We start from the raw sequence: 22,248 nt of genomic DNA, 5'->3' as shown, positions 1-22,248 counted from the left end.
ATGCGTATCGGCGTAATGGGAGGTACGTTTGACCCGATTCACCTCGGCCACCTTGTCACCGCAGAAGCCGTGCGGCATCGTTTCGGCCTGCACCAGGTGGTATTTGTGCCGACCGGGCGGCCACCCCATAAAAAGGGGGATAACGTATCAAGTGCTGAGCACCGTTATGTCATGACCTTCCTGGCCGTCGTCAGCAACCCAGAATTTAGTGTTTCGCGTGTAGAGATAGACCGCCCCGGATACTCCTACACCTTTGACACGATGCTTGCGCTAGGCGAAGTCTACGGGCCTGGCTGTGAGCTGTATTTTATTACAGGCGCTGACGTTATGCGGGACATACACACGTGGCACCGCGCCGAGGAACTGCTGACACTGTGTCATTTTATCGCGGCCAGCCGCCCCGGCTACACGTTAAGCGATTATATAGCTCAAACCGACATCGAGAGATTTCGCGGCAATGGACACATTCAGCTCCTAGAAGTTCCGGCAATGGCCATTTCCTCGACCGACTTGCGCCGACGAGTCCGCGCCGGAGAGCCAATTCGATACTTAGTGCCAGAATCAGTAGAAAACTACATCCACGAGCATGGCCTGTATTTAGACAACGTCAGCGGCGGGTCCCTCTAGCTTCCACTATCCACAACTTCTGTTTCGTCCTATAATGTAATTAGCTTGAACATACGAAAAGGAGGCGGCAAATGCATACTGCTATGCGCTATTTGGTGGCCGCAGTCTTTCTTATACTAAGCGTTGCGGTAGGCTCGACCGTGCTTGTGCTCAACGGCCTTGCGCCAGTACCGCTCGATGAAGGACCTGTTACGCTTACGCCTCCGTGGGTTAACGCCAAGGTGAACGTCCTGGTACTCGGGACAGACGCCGGCTTACTTGACGGGGGAAAGCAGGGTGCGCTGCGGACGGATACCATGTTAGTTGTAAGCCTAGACCCCGTGACCTATGAGGTAAGGGTCTTGTCGCTACCCCGCGATAGCCGCGTGTCTATCCCCGGACGCCGACACCCCGATAAAATAAACGCCGCGCACGCTTACGGCGGCATTCGACTCGCCGTCGACACCGTAGAGCGATTGTTAGATATTCCACTCCACTACTACGTGCGCCTTGAGCACCGCGCGTTTAGGCGCTTAATTGATGCCATCGGTGGGGTAGATTACTACGTAGAGAAGAACATGTTCTACGAGGACCCTTACCAAGACCTCGTGATTAACCTTCGTCGTGGACAACAAATCCTAGACGGCAGTAAGGCTGAGCAATACGTAAGATACCGCGGCAGCGACGGGGACATCGGCCGCATTGCCCGTCAACAGCGCTTTATGCTCGCGGCACTGCGCACTATGCTTCGTCCTGCTAATATCATGCGTATAAACTCCATTGTCGATATCGCCCTAAGCAGCGTGCGCACTAACATCGACCCGCAAGCTATTCTTAAGCATCTGCCGCTATTAGATAACATTAGCCCCGAGAAGGTGACCATGCTCACGTTACCCGGCATTGACGGTTGGATAGGCGGAGTAAGTTACTGGCTAGTCGAGGAGCAGGCCATGGATGCCATGCTGCGCGAGCACTTCTGGGACACTTTAACGAGCGAGCCGTCGGAAATTACCGTACGTGTGGAAGATGCCAGTGGCAACAACCTAGGCGCACGTGCGGCCGAGGTTCTTACGCGGCGTGGCTTTCAGGTTTTAGACGTGCGGGCGGCGTCCGAGGTGACAGAGAAAACACGCATAACCGTGCACAACGGCTATGACGAAATGGGCCACACGGTCTATCGCGTACTCAGACAAGGCAACGTGTTCAGTGAGCGGGCCACACGCGACGTCAAAGTTACCATCGTGCTTGGTCAAGATTTCTGGCGATAGGAGGATGGATTGTACTGCAACTAGCATACCAGGCGGCAGCGTTAGCTGCCGACAAGAAGGCGCTTCGTCCGGTTCTGCTCGACCTCTCTTTGCTTGCTCACGCGACCGACTACTTTCTAATAGTCACCGCCACGTCGCGCACGCATGCGCTAACCATAGCTGACCACATCGAGAAGGAGCTTGTCTTAAGCGGCAAGCCTTTTCTCGGACGCGAGGGTGACCAAGAAGGCCAGTGGATACTTCTAGACTTTGGTGCCGTGGTGATACACATTTTCCGCGAGGAAGCACGCGAGTTCTACGCGTTAGAACGCTTGTGGGGCGGGGCGAAGGTAGTCGCGCTATAAGCAAATCTAGCGAGGGGAGAAGCCTTATGAAACTCGTCACCTCAAAAGAAATGCGAGCACTTGAAACACAGGCTATGTCGCAATGCGGCCTGCTTGGCGTTGTCCTCATGGAGAACGCCGGCCTCGCCGTGGTGGCGGCCGGACAGGAGATGCTAGGGGATTATCGTGGCAAGCTTGTTGTCGTGTTGGCCGGCATAGGCAACAACGGCGGAGATGGCCTTGTTGCGGCGCGCCACATTGCGAATCGTGGCGGGGAGGCGAGGGTGTTTCTGCTAGGTACGCCAGACGCGTTGCGCAGCGACGCTCGCACTAACTACGACATACTTGTTTCGATGGGTGTCTCTATACGCGAACTCAGTGAGGATGCCTTGCCTTCGTTAGCGGATTTGCTTAAGAGTGCACCTCTGATTATCGATGCTCTTTACGGCACGGGTTTTGCCGGGCAAATTACAGACCTCGCGGCTGTTGTTGTGCGTCTCGTTAACGATTCAGGTCGCCCTGTGTTGGCGGTAGATGTCCCATCGGGGCTCTTGGCTGACACGGGCGAGGTCTTAGGTCCCTGCGTGCAGGCTACGATGACGGTAACATTTGGGTTACCTAAGCTTGGGCTGTATCTCGAACCCGGCGCACGCTATGCTGGCGCTGTCAGGCTAGCGGATATTTCGCTGCCGCAGCACTTAGTCGCCGCTAGCCGTTTCCGTCACAATCTCATTACGGCGGAATGGTGCCAAGGGCTGCTGCCGGCACGCTCGCCCGACAGCCACAAAGGAACCTTTGGCCGCGTCTTGGCAGTCGGGGGTTCCACAGGCATGACCGGCGCAGTGTGTTTAGCCGCAGAGGCGGCCTTGCGTAGCGGGGCGGGACTAGTCGAGGCCGCGCTGCCAAAATCACTTGAAAAAGCTGTAGCCGGAAGGACCAGTGAAGTCATCACCCATGCCCTAGATGACAACGATACGGGGTATATCGCCACCGGCGCGACAGAGGCGTTTCTGGGCCTAGCTTCGCGCGCCTCGGCGGTAGCACTGGGCATGGGGTTAGGCAGACAGCCAGAAACCATCAACTGGCTCCGCCAAGTCTTGCCGGAAGTGCGCGTACCTCTTGTTCTGGACGCGGATGCCCTATATGCACTTCTGGGCGACACAGCTCTTCTTGCCGGGCATCGGGGGGCGATAGTGGTTACTCCTCACCCGGGCGAGATGTCGCGCTTAACCGGGCTGACGGTTGACGAGATTCAGCGTCGGCGCGTGGATGTGGCCAAGCATTACGCCATGGAATGGCAATGCACCGTTGTGCTGAAGGGTGCGCGCACCGTGGTGGCTGACCCCGGCGGAGAAATCTACCTTAACCAGAGCGGTAACCCCGGCATGGCCACCGCAGGTATGGGAGACGTGCTTGCCGGCGTAATAGCCGCGCTGATTGCGCACCGGCTGTCCCCTTCGTTAGCCGCAGCGTTAGGCGTCTACGCCCACGGCACGGCAGGCGATGCCGCCGCCCGCGCCAAAGGGTTTATGGGTCTCACGGCGAGCGACGTAGTGGCGGCCTTGCCGCAAGTCTGGCGCGACTTAGGACGTTGATTTTCATTGACAGCTCCGTTTGCCCTCAGTATAATAGAAAACGTACCTGCCGAGGGCGGCACTTAACACGTGGGGCTATAGCTCAGCTGGGAGAGCGCTTGACTGGCAGTCAAGAGGTCAGCGGTTCGATCCCGCTTAGCTCCACCAAAAGAATGAGGAATACCAAGGGTTTTGCGCCCTTGGTATTTTAGTTTTTCCGTGAATTTTGCCTTTAAATCGCAAAAGTTCTACCATGAGTTTCAACAAGCGATTTGGCCAACTCTCTTTGGAAACACCTTTTGCATCGCTAGCTCTCCAAGAGGCAGTGAAGGATCGCCTTGGTCTAAACGACAGTCCGCGAGTTGGCTAACGAGCTGCAAATGTGTTTTGGGGAAGCCTACCTTGCCTCCGAGGCTGTGACGCGCCAGTCGGCTTTATAGACGCTGGCAGCAAGACCTATGACTCCAAAGAGTGTAATGACAGCGACGCTAGACCAATAGAGCGGCGAAAAGGGCTGAGTAAGGGCTTCCCGTAGAGCTGCGGCCACGTAGGTGGTCGGGATAAAGCGCGAGGTAACTTGCAGGAAGAACGGCAGTCGTTCCATCGGCATAAAGACTGGAGCAAAGAGAGTCACCAGCGGGGCTACAACTTGCGTGGCCAGACTAGCGGCGTCGGGGGTAGGGGAGTAGAACCCAATGATGGCTCCTAGTCCTGCCAAGCTAAAGGCACCCAACACATAAACGATAATCGTCGGCAGCAGCGCGGGGAGCAGCGGCAGGCCTAGACTGATGCTGCCCACGATCAGCACGATAAATGCGGAGGGCGCGGAAAAGGCCACGCCTCTTGCGGTTAGAGCCATAACAAAGGCCAGCTTGGAAATGGGCAGGGTGGCATACACCTCTAGGACATTAGCCGCTCTCAGGCCAGATATAGTCTGGCCTAAGCCCAGCATAGCGGCCGTTACGGTGCTACTGGCCACGGAGCCAGTCACAACAAATAAGGCTACGGACGGGTCCGACAGGTCGGCAAAGAAACTCAGGAAAAACAAGTAGCTAAGGGGAGAGATGGTAAGTAATATGACGTACCAAGACCACTGGGTGCGCATACTATAGAGCTGTCCTTTGGTAATCCACCAGAAATCCACCAGTGCTTTACGTAGGTTGCCCACTGTTTTCATCCCACTCCCTCCGCGTCAGTTGTGTGTAGACGTCTGCTAACGTAGGTCTTGCCACCTTGAAGTCATCTATCGCGCTGTCCCCTAGCATCGCCTGAAGCTGCCCTAGGGCGTACAAGGTTTCCCCACTTGGCACAGTAAAGCACCATCGCTGACCGTGCAGGTGTGCTCCGGGGAACGGCGTTGCTCCCATGGTGTGCCCGGGCTTTAGCGTAATGATAATCTTAACCACATCGCCAAGAGCGCTCTTTAATTGTCCTGCCGTGCCCAGCGCGCACAGGGTACCGCGGTCAATTACCGCTACTTGGTCGACGACAGAGTCGGCTTCATCTACGTTGTGCGTGACCAAGACGATGGTCGTCCCTTTGTTCTTGCAGAGCTCAAGTAGATACTCCCATACTTGGCGCCGATGCTCGGGGTCTAAATCATTCGTCGGTTCATCGAGGATCAGAATCGGCTTTTCGCCGATAAGGACACTTAGCAGGATGGAGAGCTTTAGCTCCCCGCCGGACAATTGATAGCGCAGCCGTGATGCTTTAGCCTGCAGCCCAAAACGTGCGATCAGGCTCTTGGCGTCGGCAAGCGCTTGTGCCTTACTTAAGCCACGGTGAATCCCCGCATGGACTATCACCTCGGCGAAAGTAAACGAACCAAAGGCTGCGACAGTCTGACCTAGGTAAGCGACGTAGTGTGGGGCCATACTAGGGCAGGCCTGCAGCGAGCGTCCGTAGAGGGTGATGGTTCCCGCAGTCGGCCTAAGCAGGCCCACCATCTGCTTAATCATAGTGGTTTTGCCTGCGCCATTGGGGCCAAACACCCCTAAGATTTCGCCTTTGGCTACGCACAGACTGATATTATCGTTAGCCTTTGTGCCGTTGTCATAAATCTTAGTAACCCCAGAGAGCTCGTAGATATTCTTACTCACGATAGCTTCCCTCCAACAAAGCAAGTCTGGTTCTCATGTACTGGTAACCTGCTACTTCGGTTTTCCCACACAGCAGCTGCCTTTTCCGCAGCCGCGTGCTAAGACCTAGTTCCCCTCCGTGTCCTACTATTGATAAGTACCTATAATACTCTCACACCTCCCTCAATTCACACCAATTATAAAGGAGGCTTGTTAGTATCACAAGGACATTATACTAGCATGTGGTAATCAAGCCTTCCCCTTGAGGGGCCTACGGCTGCTTCCACTAGCTCAATTGCTTCTGCAAAGCATCCTTGGCTTTTCATGATTTCCGCGCCGAACAGCAGGACATCTGCAGCGTCTTTGTGTCTCCCTAGGTCCCGGAACGCATTGGCGAACCGGGTAATTTCCTCTCTAGCGTTATTCGAGTCCTTCTTCAATCTGCATTTCTCGAGCGCCCAAAGACTCTTGACACCTTAGATAGAGCTCGAGCGATAACTCCACTGACACTATCGACATCTCCCATTTTTACGAGACAGACCGCAGCTGCTATTAGCGCCTCTGCCTTGAGATGCTCTCGGCTGGATTTATCCGCTAGCTCGGCTGCCTCTCGCGACGTCTGCAACGCTTTTAGCTTTGCGCGGCTGCCACATCGCCTTTGGCGGAGTAGGCACAGCCAATTAAGTAATGCGTAAGGGCTAGAAATTCCACGCTGCCGGTGCAAGGAGCAAGGTTCTTGGCCGCGTCTACGGCAACATGGATTGCATGATCTATATGACCGGCGTTGTACAGATCGTAGGCTGCGGTGTATCTGCACTCCCACGCCTTGGTGTGGTTGTTGAAAGCGGCGTATTCCTTGGCCGACAACATGTAAGCCATGACAGACTTGATTAAGGCGCCATTTCTCCCCTCAACCTCTGCCTGTATTTCGTAGTACAACGCCAACGTGGCGGGCGGGAACGTGCCACTAAACAACGCGGTGCACACTTGAAACGCATCCGAAGCAAGCAGTTGGTCTGATTCTCCCATTTTCTAGAGCTGTGATGTATGACCGCGAGACCATGCCCTGAGCTAGTTGCCCTTGAGATAGTCCCTTGGCCTTGCGGGCCTCTCTTATGCGTTGGCCTATCACACTTGCACCTCCTGATTTTGGGTCTGACAGTAAATTCTCCACCAATAGCGTGAATCCTTGCAGCTTGCTACCAGATAATCGGCAATAGTGATATTCGGTTTTGCCATCGTTTGGGTGAATCCATAGGACTTGCAGGAATCGCGACTACTGATGTCGTAATGAGCCTTGAGGTGATGGCGAAGTATGCGGACGGTATTGATTGGATTAGGCGTTGCACTGGCAGTGTCGCTAGGCGCAAACGCCTATTTGTACAGCCTAGCTATGCAGACGCCGGAAGTTGTCTACATAGAGAAGGAAGTCCCCACAAACGAGGCTCCCACCGCGCCGCAGTTTGTGGTTATACATGTCAGCGGTGCAGTGGCAAAGCCAGCCGTGTACACACTGCCGGCAGGCAGTCGTGCCCACACTGCAGTGGAAGCGGCAGGCGGTGCCTTGGCCACAGCCAACCTTTCGGCCATAAACCTTGCGAGAGTGTTAACTGACGGCGAGCAACTGCATATTGCCGCTATGGGCGAGACAGCTCCGCCTGCCGGAGCACCCACAGGGTCAGGGCAGGCGAGAGGGGGCACCGTCAATATCAATACCGCTTCGCAGTCCGAGCTTGAGACACTTCCCGGCATTGGGCCAACTAGGGCGCGAGCAATCATCGCGCATCGTACGCAGCATGGTCCCTTTGCGCGTATTGAAGACATCCAGAACGTGACCGGCATAGGGGAGAAGACATTTGAGAGCCTAAAGAGCTTGATTCGCGTGCGGTAAAGTCGTCGTGCCAAGGCAATGGGGATGTTTGCGCCGGAGGGCTCGCTATGAGCCCTCTTAACTATTTGCCCCGAACTTGGACAAACTAGGTCCGAGGTGAATGAATTGCGCAAACTGATATGTGCAAGCATCGTCGTCGTGCTCATGGTTCTGCTCCCTCTGACGAGCCTTGCGCAGGCACCCGGCAGCCGTAACCTACGGCAAGGCGATTCTGGTCCGGATGTGACTGAAGTGCAGCGTCGATTACAGCGCTGGGGCTACTACCAGGGGCCTATCAGCGGTACGTTCGGCCCCCAAACACTTGCGGCGGTGCAGGCGTTTCAGCGCCGCCATGGTCTGCCCGTAACGGGGATTATCGCTAGCCGCACTTTTGCCGCGCTAGGCATAACCATGCGCCCGGCGGCAGTAGCTCCTAACAGGGCGGCAGCGGTAACTCCCACTCGCGGCGTTAGCCCAAACGATATGCAGCTGCTCGCGCGTGCTGTCTACAGCGAGGCGCGCGGTGAGCCATTTGAAGGGCAGGTAGCTGTGGCGGCAGTGATTATGAACCGTATCCGGAGTCCCTTGTTCCCTAATACAATCAGCGGAGTAATTTTTCAGCCCTTGGCTTTTACCGCGGTAGCCGACGGCCAGTTTTATCTTACCCCTAATCAGGAAGCTTTCCGCGCCGCCCAATTAGCCGTCAACGGGTGGGACCCGAGCGGCGGGGCGCTGTACTACTTCAACCCACGCACCGCTACTTCGCCTTGGATATGGACGCGCCCCTACATCAAGACCATTGGCCAACATCGCTTCCTGCGTTGACGGCGAACAGGAGGACAAGTATGCACAGGAGGACCTTTTGGGTCGCAATAGCTCTGCTTGGCAGTGTTGCGGCAGGTAGTGTGTTTTGGGGTCTGCATCAACTTGGCATTCGCAACCGACTGCAGACGCGGCTCGAAAACACTTACCAGCGGGCTTTCCACGAACTAAATTTCAATATGGGGGCCATCGAGGCTGAGCTGGCCAAAGCGACAGTGGCCAGCACCGCAGAGCAGACGATGATTCGCCTCGCGGCAGTATGGCGTCAAGCTTACGCTGCCCAAGAGAAGATGGGTCAAGTGCCGCTAGGGGTAGCGGAGTTCGAAAACACAGAGCGTTTTCTCGCCCGCCTTGGGGATGCCGTGCTGTCCGTTGCCTCTACAGGCGTTATGCCCACGGCACAGGAGCGAAAAATGCTTGACAAACTAAGCAGGCAGGCCCGGGAGCTCTCTAACTCTCTACTTGTGCTGCAATCTACAGTGCTTGCCGAAAACGTGCGCTTTACAGACCTTGAACTGCGGACATTAGGGGATCGTGCACCTCGCGACAGCGCAGTGCTTGGGCAATTTCGCCAAGTGGAGGAACAAGTGCAGCAATTTCCGGAAGTGCCGATGGGCGACCACGTGAACATTGCCGTACCGCCACCGCTCGCCGTGACCGTAGCTCCTACTCCAATCGCTACGGCCGAGGCCAATGCACGGCAGTTTGTTCGCCATATTGGCGCGGACTTACGTTTACAGAGCCAAGTGACTGTGACGGACGCAGTCGTCCCACACTACTCCTTTGTCTTTGCACATCCCGAAGACGCAAACCGCCGCGTAACAGTGGAAGTGGTAAGAAACGGCGGGCGAGTATTTCAGATGTTTGCCGAGCGCGCTACTGCAGCACCTGTGCTGCCCGGAGCCGAGTTGCAGGCCAGAGCCGACAGGTTCCTGTATGAGCGCGGCATCGCGAACATGAAGCTTCTCGGCGTGGAAGAGTGGGGAGGCTCGGTAATCTTCACCTACTGCTATGCGGCCGATGGCATCCTCTTCTATCCAGACCTGCTGCGGGTGCGAGTGGCGCAGGACAACGGCGAAATACTGAGCTTTGAGGGCAACGGGTATGTGAAGTATCACCGCGAGCGGGGCAACTTCAGCGAAGTAGTAGGCATAGCCGCCGCTACTGCTAAGCTTAACGAAACCCTTGAGGTAATTGCGGGACCGCAGCGTGTGGTGTTGTTTGACCGCCGCGGTGTAGAAGTGCTGTGTTGGGAGTTTACGGTGCAGCGCCGTGGGGGCACAGAGCAGTTCTTGGTGTACATTAATGCCGTTACCGGGCGAGAGGAGAATATCGTGCGGTTAGACGCAAAACCGGCAATTATGCCTCCGGCCCATGCTCGTTAACAGCTGACGCGCCAATCATCAATGACCTATTAAGCCCGCCAATATTATTGGCGGGCTATGCTTGCGCTGCTGTATAGGGATTCTATTGCAGGTAACGAGATGTTTGCGGCGAAAGAATACTTGGGAGGGGATACTATTGGACCATACGATTCTCATCGGCGGTGCAGCCGGGCAGGGCATGGACACCATCGGCCACTTGCTGGCCAAGGCACTTAAGGAGCTAGGCTTTTGTGTTTCCCTGCACAAGGACTATATGTCGCGCATCAGAGGCGGTCATAACTTTGTCAAAGTGCGTTTCTCCGACCGCCCCATTTATGCCCACGCGGATGAACTAGCAGTGATTGTAGCGCTAAATCTTGAGACAGTCGAGCTACATAGTGACAAGCTCGCAAATGTGGGTAAAATTATCTCTTTAGAGGACGCAGATAAAATAGACAGCGCACTCAAACAGAGGACGATACCCCTGCCGTCCACGGAGATTGTCCGGCAGGCAGGTAATAGGTTAGTTGTCGGGACTGCGGCGCTAGGGTGCGTGTTTAAGCTGTTTGCCTTGCCCCTAGACGCTCTGGTAGCTACAGCGCGCAGCACCTTTTCGCAGGAAGCCTATGTGGCCAACAAAGTTGCGGCTGAAATAGGGTATGACGCCGTGGAGCCGATAACCAAGGTGGATGAGGTCGCGCCATGGGACAACATCTTTATCAACGGGAATGAAGCGATAGCTTTAGGCGCGTTAGCCGCCGGCTGCAAGTTCTACGCGGGCTACCCCATGACCCCAGCCACCGGTATTATGACCTATTTGGCCAAGAAATCCAGTCAAGCTCCGATTCTTGTCGAGCAGGCCGAGGACGAGCTGGCCGCGATCAACATGGCGCTCGGAGCCTCCTATGCGGGCGTCAGGGCGATGACAGGCAGCTCCGGCGGCGGCTTTGCGCTTATGGCGGAAGGCGTCAGCTTGGCAGGCATCACCGAAACACCGCTGGTAATTGCCGTGGCGCAAAGGCCCGGCCCCGCTACAGGTCTACCCACCCGCACCGAACAGAGCGACCTAAACTTTGTCATACACGCGGGACACGGTGAGTTTCCGCGCCTAGTAACTGCCCTGCGGCACCCGGCGGATGCGTTTTACCAGACGGTTAGAGCCTTTAACCTAGCAGAGAAGTATCAAATACCGGTGTTCCTGTTGACCGACCAATACTTGGCGGACTACACAGAGACCGTAGAGCCATTCGACTTTTCCGCGGTAAGCATCGAACGGCATTTGGTCAGCGAGCCTGCTGTCGGGGAATATTTGCGCTACGAGTTGACGGCAAGCGGCTTATCGCCGCGCATTGTACCAGGAAGATTTGCGGGTAAGCTCGTGTACCTCGACAGCGACGAGCACGACGAAGCCGGACGGATAACGGAAGCTGCCGCCGTGCGGCAAGCAATGGTGGAAAAGCGACAAAGAAAGGTAGCTTGCTTAGCCGCCGATCACTTGGAGCCTGAGTATATCGGCTGTGAGGAGCCAAGAACCTTGCTTGTGTGCTGGGGTTCGACGTATGGGGCGGTAAAGGAAGCAGTGTTGACACTAAACAAAGCAGGGCATGCTTTGGGGGCCTTGGTCTTCGGGGACATATATCCGCTGCCAACTAAGTTGCTTGCGCTTTACGCGCGCAGAGCGGAGAAGCTAGTAAACCTCGAGCAGAACTCAACAGGTCAGCTCGCCGGCTTAATTAAGCAGTACGCCGGGCTAATCTGCAACGTAAGCCTGCTTAAGTACGACGGCAGGCAGTGGAGTAAAGACGAAGTGCTAGCCGCGTTGAAAAGGGAGGTGCTGTAAGTGTTTACTGTCAGTAAGGACACGGCGTGGTGCCCCGGCTGCGGGAATTTTGGCATACTCGAAGCGCTAAGAGACGCGCTAATCTCTCTTAATCTAGAACCGCATCGGGTAGTTATAGCTTCAGGCATCGGGCAGGCGGCCAAAACCCCGCAGTACATCACGGCCAATATGTTTAACGGCCTCCACGGACGTTCCCTCCCCGCAGGTATAGGCATTAAGCTAGCCAACAAGGAGCTTACGGTCATAGTCGAAAGTGGTGACGGCTGTTCCTATGGCGAAGGCGGCAACCATTTTATCCATGCCGTGCGCCGCAACCTAGATATTACGCATATTGTCCACAATAACCAAGTCTATGGCTTGACGAAAGGTCAGGCTTCGCCCACTACCGCCAAGCAACAAAAGACCGAGCTACAATTTGACGGCGTGCAAATGCAGCCGCTTAACCCCCTAGCCGTGGCCTTAAGTCTTGGTGCGGGGTTTGTGGCGCGCGGTTTTTTCGCCGACAAAAAGCAGCTTGCCTCACTTATCGCAGAGGCCATCTCCTATCGCGGTTACGCTCTGCTAGACATCCTCCAGACGTGCCCTTCATTTAACAAGGTGAACACCTTCAAGTGGTACAAAGAGAGGGTCTATTATGTGCTCCCCCAGTACGACCCCACGGATATCGCACAAGCGCGTCAGACCGCCGAGGAGTGGGGCGAGCGTATCCCGCTCGGTGTCATATACAGGAGGGAGCAAGCAGAATATGCCGCTCTGCACCCGATGCTCTGCGCCAATCCACCACTCGCCGACTTGCCGCTCGACCCCCAGAGTGCCAAAAGATTCATGGACGACTTCCGCTGAAGCAAAAGGGACGGAGCTTTTGCTTCATCCCTCTTCTTCTCATTCTTCATTCAGCTCAAAATCGCGTTGACTAAAGAAACATTAGAGGTGTTGTATGAGTACTAGAAGTTCATGGAGGAGAGTATTTGCAGTAGCCCTCATTGCTGTGGTTCTCCTCAGCAACTATTCCCTCGCATTACTCGATGGTTTTTTATCGGCATTATTGAGAGGATTTGGTGATTTATCGGGTCCCTTCCTAATCAGCATGTTAGCTGGCCCCATCTTTGTTTTAGCTTTTGCGTCCATATTCTTGTTGGTGCTAGGACAACTAGGACCAGAGGCAGACGCCTCTACCTTTGTAGCAAGGTATCGATTTCGCGCTAAGGTTATCTTGCTGTTTGGGCTCATAACTAGCCTGAGCACCTACTCACAGATCCAGGGGAACGCATTGCTGTTTATGATTCCCTTATCACATATCTTTATGTCTCTGACGGTTTACGTTAGCGCTTTCCTCAGGACTGACAGGTCTCTGCATAAAGGCATGTTCCTCATAACGCTGCTACTGCTAGTGGGGGCGTTCTTTACGGCAGGACCAATCCTTCACTATAGGAATCTGTTCTTTCACGCGTCACAGATCATAGCATGGATATGCTATTACTACTGTGAGACTCGGGGTTTATACCGGTTCGCAGTGAGGGCACCGTAGAAGCAAAAGGGACGGAGCTTTTTGCTTCATCCCTTTTCTTCTCATTCTTCGTTCAGCTCGAAACCACGTTGCCTGAAGCACTCTCTGATGTGCGACATGGGTATCCTCTTGACCTTGGAGCCTTTCTCCAAGGTCATTATGCGTCCTACCGTCTGCAACATGCCCGGCAGGGTGATGTCCTTAAAGCCGAGCTCGACCATGATATGGACGATTTCCGGGTGGTCGGTAGCAAGTTTATAGATGCTGTCGCTAGCTTTAATCTGCTTCATTAATTAGCCCTATCGGGACTGCTACTTTCATCCAAAGTCCTGCCGCTGTCGTCTGCTATCCCTAAAGCATCGTCCATCGGGACAGCATTTGGATCATCGCTTTGCATGCAATCCCCTATTGCTTGGAGCATCAGGACAAACGAGGTTCCCGCAAATGCTCCAAGACCAACCCAAACCCACCACAAAACCGGCGAATCCACTACGAACAGGCTGGCTCCAACGAAAGCAAACAGAAGCACAGACACCATTGTTCGACGAGGATGACGCCAATGGCATCTTCCAGCGAGCATGGCAGACGATAGCATGATTGCGAGGGCACTAAATATTGACGCGCTAAGAAGTTCTGCCTGCCCTCTCAGCTGGTTTGATACGAAGACATGAAGAGACAATGCGATTAAGAACGCTCCAAATCCTACAAACCATGGAGCATCAGGCGGCCGGTTTGACTTATCCACGTTAGGGTCCTCCTTCACTTTCACTGTCCGCACGTTCCTCGCGAAGCAAAAAGCTCCGTCCCTTTTGCTTCCTTTTGCTTCAGGGCCTACTTAGTTCTAGGTTACGAAACGCAGCCAAGGGGACAGCTTCTTCGGCAGTGTCGAGATATGAAATCGCCACGCGGTCACCGGGCTGCGTCAAAGCTACGTGAGGGCTAAGGGCTGCAGTTGCGGTAAATGTGCGGCCGGAGGCTTCCAAGCGGAAGTAGAACAACGTGGTACCTTCGGTTGTGGCTGCACCGACACGCAAAACTTTCCCCTCTAAGCTCTCAAGGAGCGCGACATCGGTGGGCACCACCGCACCTAAACCTTGCCCCAGATACTGCTTGTAGGCCAGCACGGCTCTTAGCAAGGTCGGCTCGACAATGGTCCGTCCGGTGCGGGCATTCACTATACCCACGGCCTTTAAGATGTTGGTGTCAGAGAGCACCGGTACCACGTACGACTCGGCTCCGTAAAGGTTATACAAGAGGGGCTGCGAGCCATGCCAGCCCACAAAGTCAGCTACTGCGGCATTAACCGATGATACTGCCGCTGCTTCGTTAAAGAAGCCGACGGCATAGCGATAGTAGGTGATTTCGCCCGTGCGCCCGTCCATCATAGTGTAGCCCATCAGCGAATCATCGCGGCCTGCGGCTGCCGTGTGACCGGTAAACCAATAAAATCTCCCGTCGGGCCCAACCACGCCGAACACGTCGCTGGCACCTTCCCAAGCAGTGGGCAGGTGCATGTCGCGCTTCGTGAAGAGGGAGTTCCAGTAGCCATGCACGAAACGACCGAACCAATCGTTATGCTTTTCGGCAATGAACTCAGGGATTACCTGGTCTACCCACGTCGGCACAGCATCTAGGGCATACTCCTGCATTTCGCCGGTAGCCGGGTCTACTATGACAACCCCGGTTACTACAGTGCCGGTTTTCCCGACGGTCGGCTTGCCAATGCTCATTACCCAGCGCGGATTTGCCTCGTCATCTAGCTCAAAGCTTGGGTCAAGCAGCAGTACATCTCTGTGTTGACCATAGATGTGTCGGCGCAAATCGCTGCCAAAGTACGCGCCGACAGTGTAGCGCATGGGCGAGGCTCGAAACTCTGCTGGCACCCCAGCATCTTCTGCATCTACTATAACGTATCCGGGTGCTTCGCGGAAGTTAAACCAGCGTAAGAGGCCGCGAAAGTCCACGGGTCCTACCCAATACAACTCGCCGTCGACAAGCTGGATGTTTAGGTGCCCGATCTCAAACCCCGCACCCATGGCTCCGAGCACCTTCTGTGCGCGCCACAGCGCGTTTTCGTAGGGCACGAGTCTGATATGCTCAAGGTTCATAACAGGCGCTGGCACGTCGGACACAGTGACGACGGGCACATCGCGCAAGTCCGTTGCCCTATGCGGCACGACAAGAAAGTTAAGATATAGGGTCACAAGGAGGGAGGCCGTCAGTAGCGCTCCCGTAAAGCGCGCGGTGGCCTTGTCTTTTTTCGCCCCGCCTACGAGGACCTCTAGCAGTGTATAGAAAGCGTTGATAGTCAAGGGGAGCAGGACCACCGTGTAGCCCACCCACGGGACCAAAGCGGGCAACGTCAAATACACCCATAGCCAGCATAACGGTACCCCGACCGCTAACCGCCATACCTGCCCGCGCAAAAACTGCAACGGGCGCGACCTGAGCAGATCAATACGCAAGTTAATTAACCCAAGACACATCCACAGCAATACTTCTGCCATGCCTATCACCTTGCCTTTCTGAATTCACCTTGCTATACGCAGGAGCAGGGCGGGAGTTTCACGCGTTCCCGAGAACTACAGGCGAAATTGGTCGGCTGTCTGCTGTAGCTCGTCGGCCAAGGCGCTTAGTTGTTGTGCCGCAAGCGAGGTCTCCCGCGAAGATGAGGCAACTTGGTGGGTTATGGAGCTGAAATTATCCATAGAAGCTGCTACTTCGTTAGCAGCGGCAGCCTGTTCTTCGCTCACCGCAGATATGCCCTCGATGGTCAACGCAATGTCGTTAATGTTGGTGATAATGCCCGTTAACGCTGCTTGCGCCCCTGTAGCACCTTCGGCCCCTTGCGTACTCAGCGCGATAGCGGCGTCGATTTGCTGGAGGATGGTACTCGTCAAGTCTCTTATCTCTTTCGTGGACCGACGGCTCTGTTCAGCTAAGCTGCGCACTGCGTCGGCAACCACGGCGAAGCTGCGCCCGTGCTCACCCGCGCGCGCGGCCTCAATCGCGGCGTTAAGAGAGAGCAGATTGGTCTGGTCGGCGATATCGCCGATGACTGCCGCCATGCCCCCAATTTGGTTGGAAACAGAGGAAAGGCTGAGCACACTCTCCTGTACAGTTTTAAGCGTGTCGATAGCCTTGCCAATCTTCAGGGTACCCGCTTGGGCAACCTCTCTTGCCGTTGCTCCGGCAGCCGCGGCGTTCTGGGCATTAGCGGCGATCTCTTGCGTTGCGCCCGCCAAGTGCTCTATGGTTTGAGATATCTCTTTAGTGATACCGACTTGGTTGTCATTGCCGGTGGCTACTTCTTTAATGGAGCTACTTAGGCCTAAGGCGCTGGCCGCAACTGACTGACTCGCGGTCTGCACGGAAGAGACAAGAGCTCGTAGATTTGTGATTGTCGCGCATAGCGAGCGCGAGAGGTCGCCAATTTCGCTGCGATCGCTTAACGCCTGATAGGTGGAAGTCAGGTCGCCTGCCGCTAATCTGCCGACTTCGTTCTTAATCCGAATGACCGGCCGCACTATGCTTGCATATATGTAGATAATTACCGCCAGCGCCGCTAGGCAGCTGAAAACTACATTCAGATATGTCATACGGTTAGCGGTGGCAGCGGAGGTGCGCAGGCTGGCTAAAGCTGCGGCGGAAGCATGTTTATAGTGACCCTCAATTAGCTGTAACGACTCAAGGATGCTCTCGCCGGCCGGGATATACTCCGCAAGGAGCAGAGACGTGGCTGCACGCATGTTGCGGGCACGACCGTAAGCGAGGATGCGCCCGCCTAGATCATGAAAAGCAGCCAGTTCACTCTGCAGGGTTGAGGTAAGAGCGGCAACTTCCGGTGTCAGGACGTGCCCTTCTAGTCGTGCTATGTGGTTGGTTAAGTCCTCAGCCTGTGTCAAGATCCGGCTTTCATAGAACGTAAACCGCTGCGGATCGAGGATGGCGTCACGAATATCGACCTTAATGCGCGTAAGAGTAAAGCCGGCCCCCTGCAGTTCGTGTAGTGCCTCCAAGCTGTTGGAGGTTAACTGCCGCGCTTTGGCATCTTTACTCCCTACCACACTCACGCGGTAATAAGCAACCAATAAAATAGCCGTAAGCACCAGCAGCGTAGCACTAACCACTTTAGTAATAACCGAGTGTCGCATATGCTTCCTTCTTTCCTGCAAATATAGGCCCTTATCACAGCCTTCTGCATTTTATCGATTAGATGTTAAAGCAGTATTACACACGTATTGTGTTCACAATGGCTCCGAGGTGCTGTTGACGGGAACAAGGCAGTCAGATAAAATTGTTGCGTAAAATGGTCAGGCCACCTGATGATATGGCGTATCGCCATGAACCAAGAAGGCGGGAGTAGCGGTGTTTAAGCCCATTAAAACGAAGCGTGTCTACAGACAAGTGGCTGAGCAAATTCAGGCGCACATACGGGCAGGCAACCTCAGACCGGGCGACAGGCTGGTGTCTGAGCGCGAACTGGCAGACCTACTGCAAGTGAGTCGGGCTGCCGTACGTGAGGCCTTAAGCGCGCTCGAGTTTGTGGGCGTGGTCGAGAGCAGACAGGGCGAAGGGACATTTGTGGCAGAGGTCAGCGAACACGCTTTTGCCGAGCACTTGGCTTTACTCCTAGCCTTCGAGCGCCGAACAAGCCTTGATATGCTGGAGATGCGCAAAATCCTTGAAGTAGCTGCGGCAGAACTGGCCGCACAGCGGGCTGACCGCCACGACCTCGAGAAGATTGAACATGCGCTTTTGCAGATGCAGCGTGACCTAGAGCGCGACGTCCTAGGTGAGGAGAATGACGGCTTGTTTCATCGCGCTATAGTGGAAGCCGCGCGAAACACCATGTTGTCAAAAACTATGAGTCTCATCTACGACTTAGTCGTGCACAACATGCGCACTAGCAGGCAGCACCTGTTTCATAACCCGCATAATCGCCAACTGCTGTATGAGCAGCACCAGAATGTGTTTAATGCCGTAAGACGTTCCGACAGCGCAGGGGCCCGCCTAGCTATGATTGCGCACCTCGAGTTTGTCGAAGCAGAGCTCTTGCGGGACGAGATTTCCCGAAGTGATGCCGATTCTACTGCATAGGAGGCATAGTAGTGAACATTTGTATTCCAATTAAACAAGTGCCGGAAACTAGCGACGTCAAAATGGACAAGGAAACCGGGACGATGATTCGCGAAGGCGTAGCCAGCGTCATCAACCCACTCGACTTGTATGCCATTGAAACCGGCTTGCTACTAAGAGAGCAGCACGGCGGCAGTGTCACTGTCTGCACAATGGGCCCTCCGGCCGCGGCCAAGGCGCTAAAAGAGGCTATTGCTATGGGTTGCGACGAAGCAGTTTTAATCACCGATAAGAAATTTGCCGGGGCCGATACTTGGGCGACTTCGTATACTTTATCCGAAGCAATTAAGCAAGTTGGTAGCTTTGACCTTATCCTCACCGGCGAGAGGGCGACGGACGGCGACACCGGGCAGGTCGGCCCGGGCATCGCCGCTTGGTTAGACTTACCATTAGCCACTTACGTCAGCAGGATTGACTCAATCAGCGCAGAGGGCATCGTAGTAGAACGGCTGGTTGAAGAGGGGTACCAAATTTTAGAAATGCCCTTACCGGCGCTGCTTACGGTCGTTAAAGAGATTAGCAATCCTCGCTTGCCGACGCTGCGGGGCAAGAAGAAGGCGCGAGCCTATACTCTGCGCACCATATCGGCAGAAGCGCTCGCCTTAGACGAAGGCAAGCTAGGCCTGCGCGGTTCGCCCACAAAAGTTGTCCGCATTGGCTATCCAAAAGTAACGCGTGGCGGTAAGCTGGTAAAGGCTGTAGGCGAAGAAGCGCTAAACAGCGCCGTCGACACTTTGCTTGACTTTCTCAAAGAAAAGAAGCTGGTTTAGGAGGAAGAGAACATGCCCTACGTTTGGACGCTAGCCGAGCAAAGCAATGGACGCCTGCGGGAGGTCTCTTTCGAACTGCTAAGTCGCGGCCGCAAGCTCGCCGATAAGCTGGAGACGAAGCTATGCTCGCTGTTATTAGCAGGTAACGTCAGTGACGAAGCGCTCCGCGAACTCATAGCTCGTGGCGCGGATGAGGTATACGTCGTCGACGACCCGCGGCTGAACAAGTTTGTCGTAGAAACGCATAGCAACGTCCTGGCAGACCTAATCAGGCGGTACAAACCGCACACCATCTTGGCCGCAGCTACCTCTACCGGCCGCACCTTAATGCCCCATGTGGCGATAAAGGTTACCGCGGGTCTTACGGCCGACTGCACCGAACTCGATATTGAAGAGGGCACAAGGCTCCTGCTCCAAACTCGCCCGGCGATTGGCGGCAACATTATGGCGACGATTAAGTCTCCTAACCATTGGCCGCAGATGGCCACTGTACGGCCGAAGTCGAGCAAGCCTTTACCGCTAGATTCCACCCGGCAAGGCCACATTACGCGCATCACCATGCTCGATGAGCACTACGACGACCGCGTCAAAGTCTTGGGGCTAAGGCCTTATGAAGAAGGTTTGGCAGGTATAGAGGAAGCCGACGTGGTAGTGGCCGGCGGAAAAGGCATGAAGAAGGCCGAGAACTTTGGCCTGCTGCGCGAGCTAGCTCGTCAATTAGGGGGCGCAATCGGCGGCACACGCGATGCCGTAGACCGCGGCTGGCTCACGTACCCACATCAAATCGGGCTAAGCGGCAAGACCATCTCGCCGAAGCTCTACGTTTGTGCCGGGGTATCAGGCTCCATTCAGCACTTAGCGGGTATCAAGACCTCGGAGTGCATTGTCGCGATTAACCAAGACCCGGATGCGAATATATTCCAAGTCGCAGACTTTGGCATCGTTGGCAACCTATTTGAGGTTGTGCCGCTGCTTAACGCCAAGCTAGAAAACTGCAAAAAGGAGGGCAAGTAGGTGCGCTACAATGCTGTTACAGCCAAGGTCGTAGACGAGCTTAGGCGAATTGTCGGGGCCAAGAACGTAATTACCGACGAGGAGCGGATGGAGGCCTACTCGCACGATGAAACTAACAAGGCGGAGTACGGACGCATGCCCGACGTGGTGGTAACGCCAAGCACTACCGCGGAAATTGCCGCCATTGTTAAGCTCGCGAATCGTGAACTCATCCCCATTACGCCGCGCGGCGCGGGCAGCGGTCTCTCCGGCGGGGCAATCCCTGTTTTCGGGGGCATCTTGCTGTCGGTTGAGAAAATGAACAAGGTCCTAGACATAGACTATGCTAACATGACGATTACGGCCGAAGCCGGTATCGTAACGAATGACATCAACGCCCTGATCAAAGAGAAAGGGCTGTTCTATGCGGGATACCCGATGAGCCTAGAAACCTGCTTCTTGGGCGGGAACATTGCCGAAAATGCCGGCGGAGGCAAGGCTGTTAAGTACGGGGTAACCGGACGGTATGTCATGGGCATGGAGTTGGTTACGCCGTTAGGCGACGTGGTCAAGCTAGGCGGCAAGCTCACTAAGGACGTAACCGGCTACGACCTAAAGCAGCTCGTGGTAGGCTCGGAAGGAACTTTAGGCATCGTCACCAGTGCGACGCTTAAGCTGACCGGCCTGCCGACCGCTAAGTCGAACCTACTGGTGCTCTACAAGACGCCTAAGGAAGCTATCGACACAGTGCCGGTTGTTATGGCAAAAGGGACCATCCCAACCGGAATAGAGTTTATGGACAAACTTTCCGTACAGACATCGTGCAACTACTTAAATGAGAGCCTGCCTTACCAGCAAGCCGGGGCCATGCTGCTGTTTGAAATCGACGGGACAAACCAAGAGCAAGTCGACCTAGAAACAGAGGCAGTCGGCGACTTGTGCATGGAGCACGGCGCTATCGAAGTCTACGTCGCCGATAATTACACTACGCAAGAGCGCATCTGGAGTGTGCGCCGCAACATTGCCGAGGCTTTCAAAGTGGTGTCGCCGGTGCAGAGCCTTGAAGACATCGTAGTGCCCATTGCCGCGATTCCTGACCTGATACCGGAGCTAGAGCGGCTCCAGGCGAAGTACGACATTAAGATTCCGTGCTATGGGCACGCCGGTGATGGGAACCTGCATGCGACGCTGGTGAAGAACCCAGCACACACAATGGAGCATTGGCGCGAAATGCTGCCGCAGGCGTTGCGTGAGCTGTACGCCGCGACAAAAGCCTTGGGCGGCAAGATTAGCGGCGAGCATGGCATTGGGTTAAAGCGCAAAGAATATATGCTCGAGAACATGGACCCGGTTGAGCTTAACTTAATGAAAGCCATCAAGAGTGCTTGGGATCCCAACAACATTATGAACCCAGGCAAAATCTTTGACCTCGCGTAGTTTGTTAAGAGGAGGGGGAGAGATGGCCGTAGTAAAAATACCTTACTCTAGGGGCTTTGTTGACCTTACGGTAGATGACCAGAACCTTGTCGGAGTGCTGGAATCACAGGCGCATCACTATACGCCAGCCGCCAGCCAAGCTGACTTGGTCAGGCAAGCTCTAGAGCACCCCATAGGTTCGCCGCGCTTGCGCGAGCTGGCCAAGGGCAAGGCCCGCATAGTGATTATTACAAGTGATCACACCAGACCGGTGCCAAGCAAAATCACCTTGCCGCTCCTTTTGGCTGAGGTGCGGGAGGGGAACCCGCAGGCAGACATCACTATCTTGATTGCGACAGGTTTTCACAGGCTGACTACGCCCGCAGAGATGCTTAACAAGTTTGGCGAAACGATTGTACAAAATGAGCGCTTGGTAAACCACGACTGCAGGGACGAGGCGAGCTTAGTCGAGGTAGGAACTCTCCCTTCCGGCGGTAGGCTAGTGCTGAACAGGCTTGCCGTCGAAGCCGACCTGTTAATATCCGAAGGGTTTATTGAGCCGCACTTCTTCGCCGGCTTTTCCGGCGGACGCAAGAGCGTTATGCCCGGCGTGGCCTCGGCGACTACCGTGCTCGCTAACCACTGTGCGCAGTTTATCGGCAGCCCCAAGGCGCGAGC

The 22,248-nt window shown here is 55.1% G+C and carries 22 protein-coding genes and 1 tRNA gene; 15 read left to right on the top strand and 8 right to left on the bottom strand.

The genetic code is table 11. The features are described 5' to 3' along the window. From nadD to KGZ66_09805, 5 genes are all read left to right on the top strand, one after another. Window positions 1-627, top strand: a complete 627-nt coding sequence (gene nadD / locus KGZ66_09825; GenBank protein MBS3985878.1) for a nicotinate-nucleotide adenylyltransferase — start codon at window positions 1-3, stop codon at window positions 625-627. A gap of 71 nt (window positions 628-698) precedes the next feature. Beyond that, window positions 699-1,874 carry an LCP family protein gene (locus KGZ66_09820; GenBank protein MBS3985877.1) on the top strand — a complete coding sequence of 392 codons (1,176 nt, stop codon included), beginning with the start codon at window positions 699-701 and terminating at the stop codon, window positions 1,872-1,874. Window positions 1,875-1,882: 8 nt separating this feature from the next. Continuing rightward, the gene (gene rsfS, locus KGZ66_09815; protein MBS3985876.1) at window positions 1,883-2,218 is read left to right on the top strand and encodes a ribosome silencing factor; all 336 of its coding nucleotides are present in this window, start codon (window positions 1,883-1,885) and stop codon (window positions 2,216-2,218) included. Between the two features lie 26 nt (window positions 2,219-2,244). Further along, window positions 2,245-3,792, top strand: coding sequence for an NAD(P)H-hydrate dehydratase (locus KGZ66_09810; protein ID MBS3985875.1), 1,548 nt, complete (start codon window positions 2,245-2,247; stop codon window positions 3,790-3,792). Window positions 3,793-3,863: 71 nt separating this feature from the next. Then, a tRNA-Ala gene (locus KGZ66_09805) sits at window positions 3,864-3,939 on the top strand. Between the two features lie 229 nt (window positions 3,940-4,168). Here KGZ66_09805 and KGZ66_09800 read toward each other — a convergent pair. The 4 genes from KGZ66_09800 to KGZ66_09785 form a co-directional block, all read right to left on the bottom strand. After that, complete coding sequence (locus KGZ66_09800) at window positions 4,169-4,948, bottom strand: ABC transporter permease (GenBank protein MBS3985874.1); 780 nt, start codon at window positions 4,946-4,948, stop codon at window positions 4,169-4,171. Further along, window positions 4,923-5,870 carry an ABC transporter ATP-binding protein gene (locus KGZ66_09795; protein ID MBS3985873.1) on the bottom strand — a complete coding sequence of 316 codons (948 nt, stop codon included), beginning with the start codon at window positions 5,868-5,870 and terminating at the stop codon, window positions 4,923-4,925. Before KGZ66_09795 ends, KGZ66_09800 begins: the two co-directional genes overlap by 26 nt. A gap of 609 nt (window positions 5,871-6,479) precedes the next feature. Continuing rightward, complete coding sequence (locus KGZ66_09790; protein MBS3985872.1) at window positions 6,480-6,878, bottom strand: hypothetical protein; 399 nt, start codon at window positions 6,876-6,878, stop codon at window positions 6,480-6,482. Beyond that, the gene (locus KGZ66_09785) at window positions 6,817-6,981 is read right to left on the bottom strand and encodes a helix-turn-helix transcriptional regulator (GenBank protein MBS3985871.1); all 165 of its coding nucleotides are present in this window, start codon (window positions 6,979-6,981) and stop codon (window positions 6,817-6,819) included. The genes KGZ66_09790 and KGZ66_09785 overlap by 62 nt, the downstream gene beginning before the upstream one ends. Window positions 6,982-7,164: 183 nt before the next feature. On the opposite strand from KGZ66_09785, the gene KGZ66_09780 reads away from it, so the two are divergent. From KGZ66_09780 to KGZ66_09760, 5 genes are all read left to right on the top strand, one after another. After that, window positions 7,165-7,740 (top strand): helix-hairpin-helix domain-containing protein, encoded by a 576-nt coding sequence (locus tag KGZ66_09780; protein MBS3985870.1) that lies wholly within the window; start codon window positions 7,165-7,167, stop codon window positions 7,738-7,740. 105 nt (window positions 7,741-7,845) lie between these two features. Next, entirely contained in the window at window positions 7,846-8,544 is a 699-nt protein-coding gene (gene sleB, locus KGZ66_09775; GenBank protein ID MBS3985869.1) for a spore cortex-lytic enzyme, read from the top strand. Window positions 8,545-8,564: 20 nt separating this feature from the next. Then, entirely contained in the window at window positions 8,565-9,926 is a 1,362-nt protein-coding gene (locus tag KGZ66_09770; protein MBS3985868.1) for a germination protein YpeB, read from the top strand. A 178-nt stretch (window positions 9,927-10,104) separates the two neighbouring features. Then, window positions 10,105-11,745: a 2-oxoacid:acceptor oxidoreductase subunit alpha gene (locus tag KGZ66_09765; protein ID MBS3985867.1), complete on the top strand. Its 1,641-nt coding sequence runs from the start codon at window positions 10,105-10,107 to the stop codon at window positions 11,743-11,745. Then, complete coding sequence (locus KGZ66_09760; protein MBS3985866.1) at window positions 11,746-12,588, top strand: 2-oxoacid ferredoxin oxidoreductase; 843 nt, start codon at window positions 11,746-11,748, stop codon at window positions 12,586-12,588. 726 nt (window positions 12,589-13,314) lie between these two features. Here KGZ66_09760 and KGZ66_09755 read toward each other — a convergent pair. The 4 genes from KGZ66_09755 to KGZ66_09740 form a co-directional block, all read right to left on the bottom strand. After that, window positions 13,315-13,542 (bottom strand): DUF1858 domain-containing protein, encoded by a 228-nt coding sequence (locus tag KGZ66_09755; protein ID MBS3985865.1) that lies wholly within the window; start codon window positions 13,540-13,542, stop codon window positions 13,315-13,317. Then, a complete protein-coding gene (locus tag KGZ66_09750) occupies window positions 13,542-13,997 on the bottom strand; it encodes a hypothetical protein (protein MBS3985864.1) in 456 nt (151 codons plus the stop codon). The genes KGZ66_09755 and KGZ66_09750 overlap by 1 nt, the downstream gene beginning before the upstream one ends. A 79-nt stretch (window positions 13,998-14,076) precedes the next feature. Beyond that, window positions 14,077-15,759: a hypothetical protein gene (locus KGZ66_09745; GenBank protein ID MBS3985863.1), complete on the bottom strand. Its 1,683-nt coding sequence runs from the start codon at window positions 15,757-15,759 to the stop codon at window positions 14,077-14,079. Window positions 15,760-15,834: 75 nt separating this feature from the next. After that, on the bottom strand, window positions 15,835-17,406 hold the full coding sequence (locus tag KGZ66_09740) for a methyl-accepting chemotaxis protein (protein MBS3985862.1): 1,572 nt from the start codon (window positions 17,404-17,406) through the stop codon (window positions 15,835-15,837). A gap of 214 nt (window positions 17,407-17,620) precedes the next feature. Here KGZ66_09740 and KGZ66_09735 point away from each other — a divergent pair, with 214 nt between their 5' ends. The 5 genes from KGZ66_09735 to larA all read left to right on the top strand — a co-directional run. Beyond that, window positions 17,621-18,352: a FadR family transcriptional regulator gene (locus KGZ66_09735; protein MBS3985861.1), complete on the top strand. Its 732-nt coding sequence runs from the start codon at window positions 17,621-17,623 to the stop codon at window positions 18,350-18,352. An 11-nt stretch (window positions 18,353-18,363) separates the two neighbouring features. Next, window positions 18,364-19,161, top strand: coding sequence for an electron transfer flavoprotein subunit beta/FixA family protein (locus tag KGZ66_09730; protein MBS3985860.1), 798 nt, complete (start codon window positions 18,364-18,366; stop codon window positions 19,159-19,161). A 12-nt stretch (window positions 19,162-19,173) separates the two neighbouring features. After that, a complete protein-coding gene (locus KGZ66_09725) occupies window positions 19,174-20,175 on the top strand; it encodes an electron transfer flavoprotein subunit alpha/FixB family protein (protein ID MBS3985859.1) in 1,002 nt (333 codons plus the stop codon). Beyond that, a complete protein-coding gene (locus KGZ66_09720; GenBank protein MBS3985858.1) occupies window positions 20,176-21,591 on the top strand; it encodes an FAD-binding oxidoreductase in 1,416 nt (471 codons plus the stop codon). A 22-nt stretch (window positions 21,592-21,613) separates the two neighbouring features. Next, the coding region (gene larA / locus KGZ66_09715) for a nickel-dependent lactate racemase (GenBank protein ID MBS3985857.1) at window positions 21,614-22,248 on the top strand (635 nt) is incomplete at its 3' end.

The sequence above is a fragment of the Selenomonadales bacterium genome (assembly GCA_018335585.1).
In the GTDB taxonomy this organism is placed as follows: Bacteria; Bacillota; UBA994; order UBA994; family UBA994; genus UBA994.
This window is presented reverse-complemented; position numbering and strand designations above follow the sequence as displayed.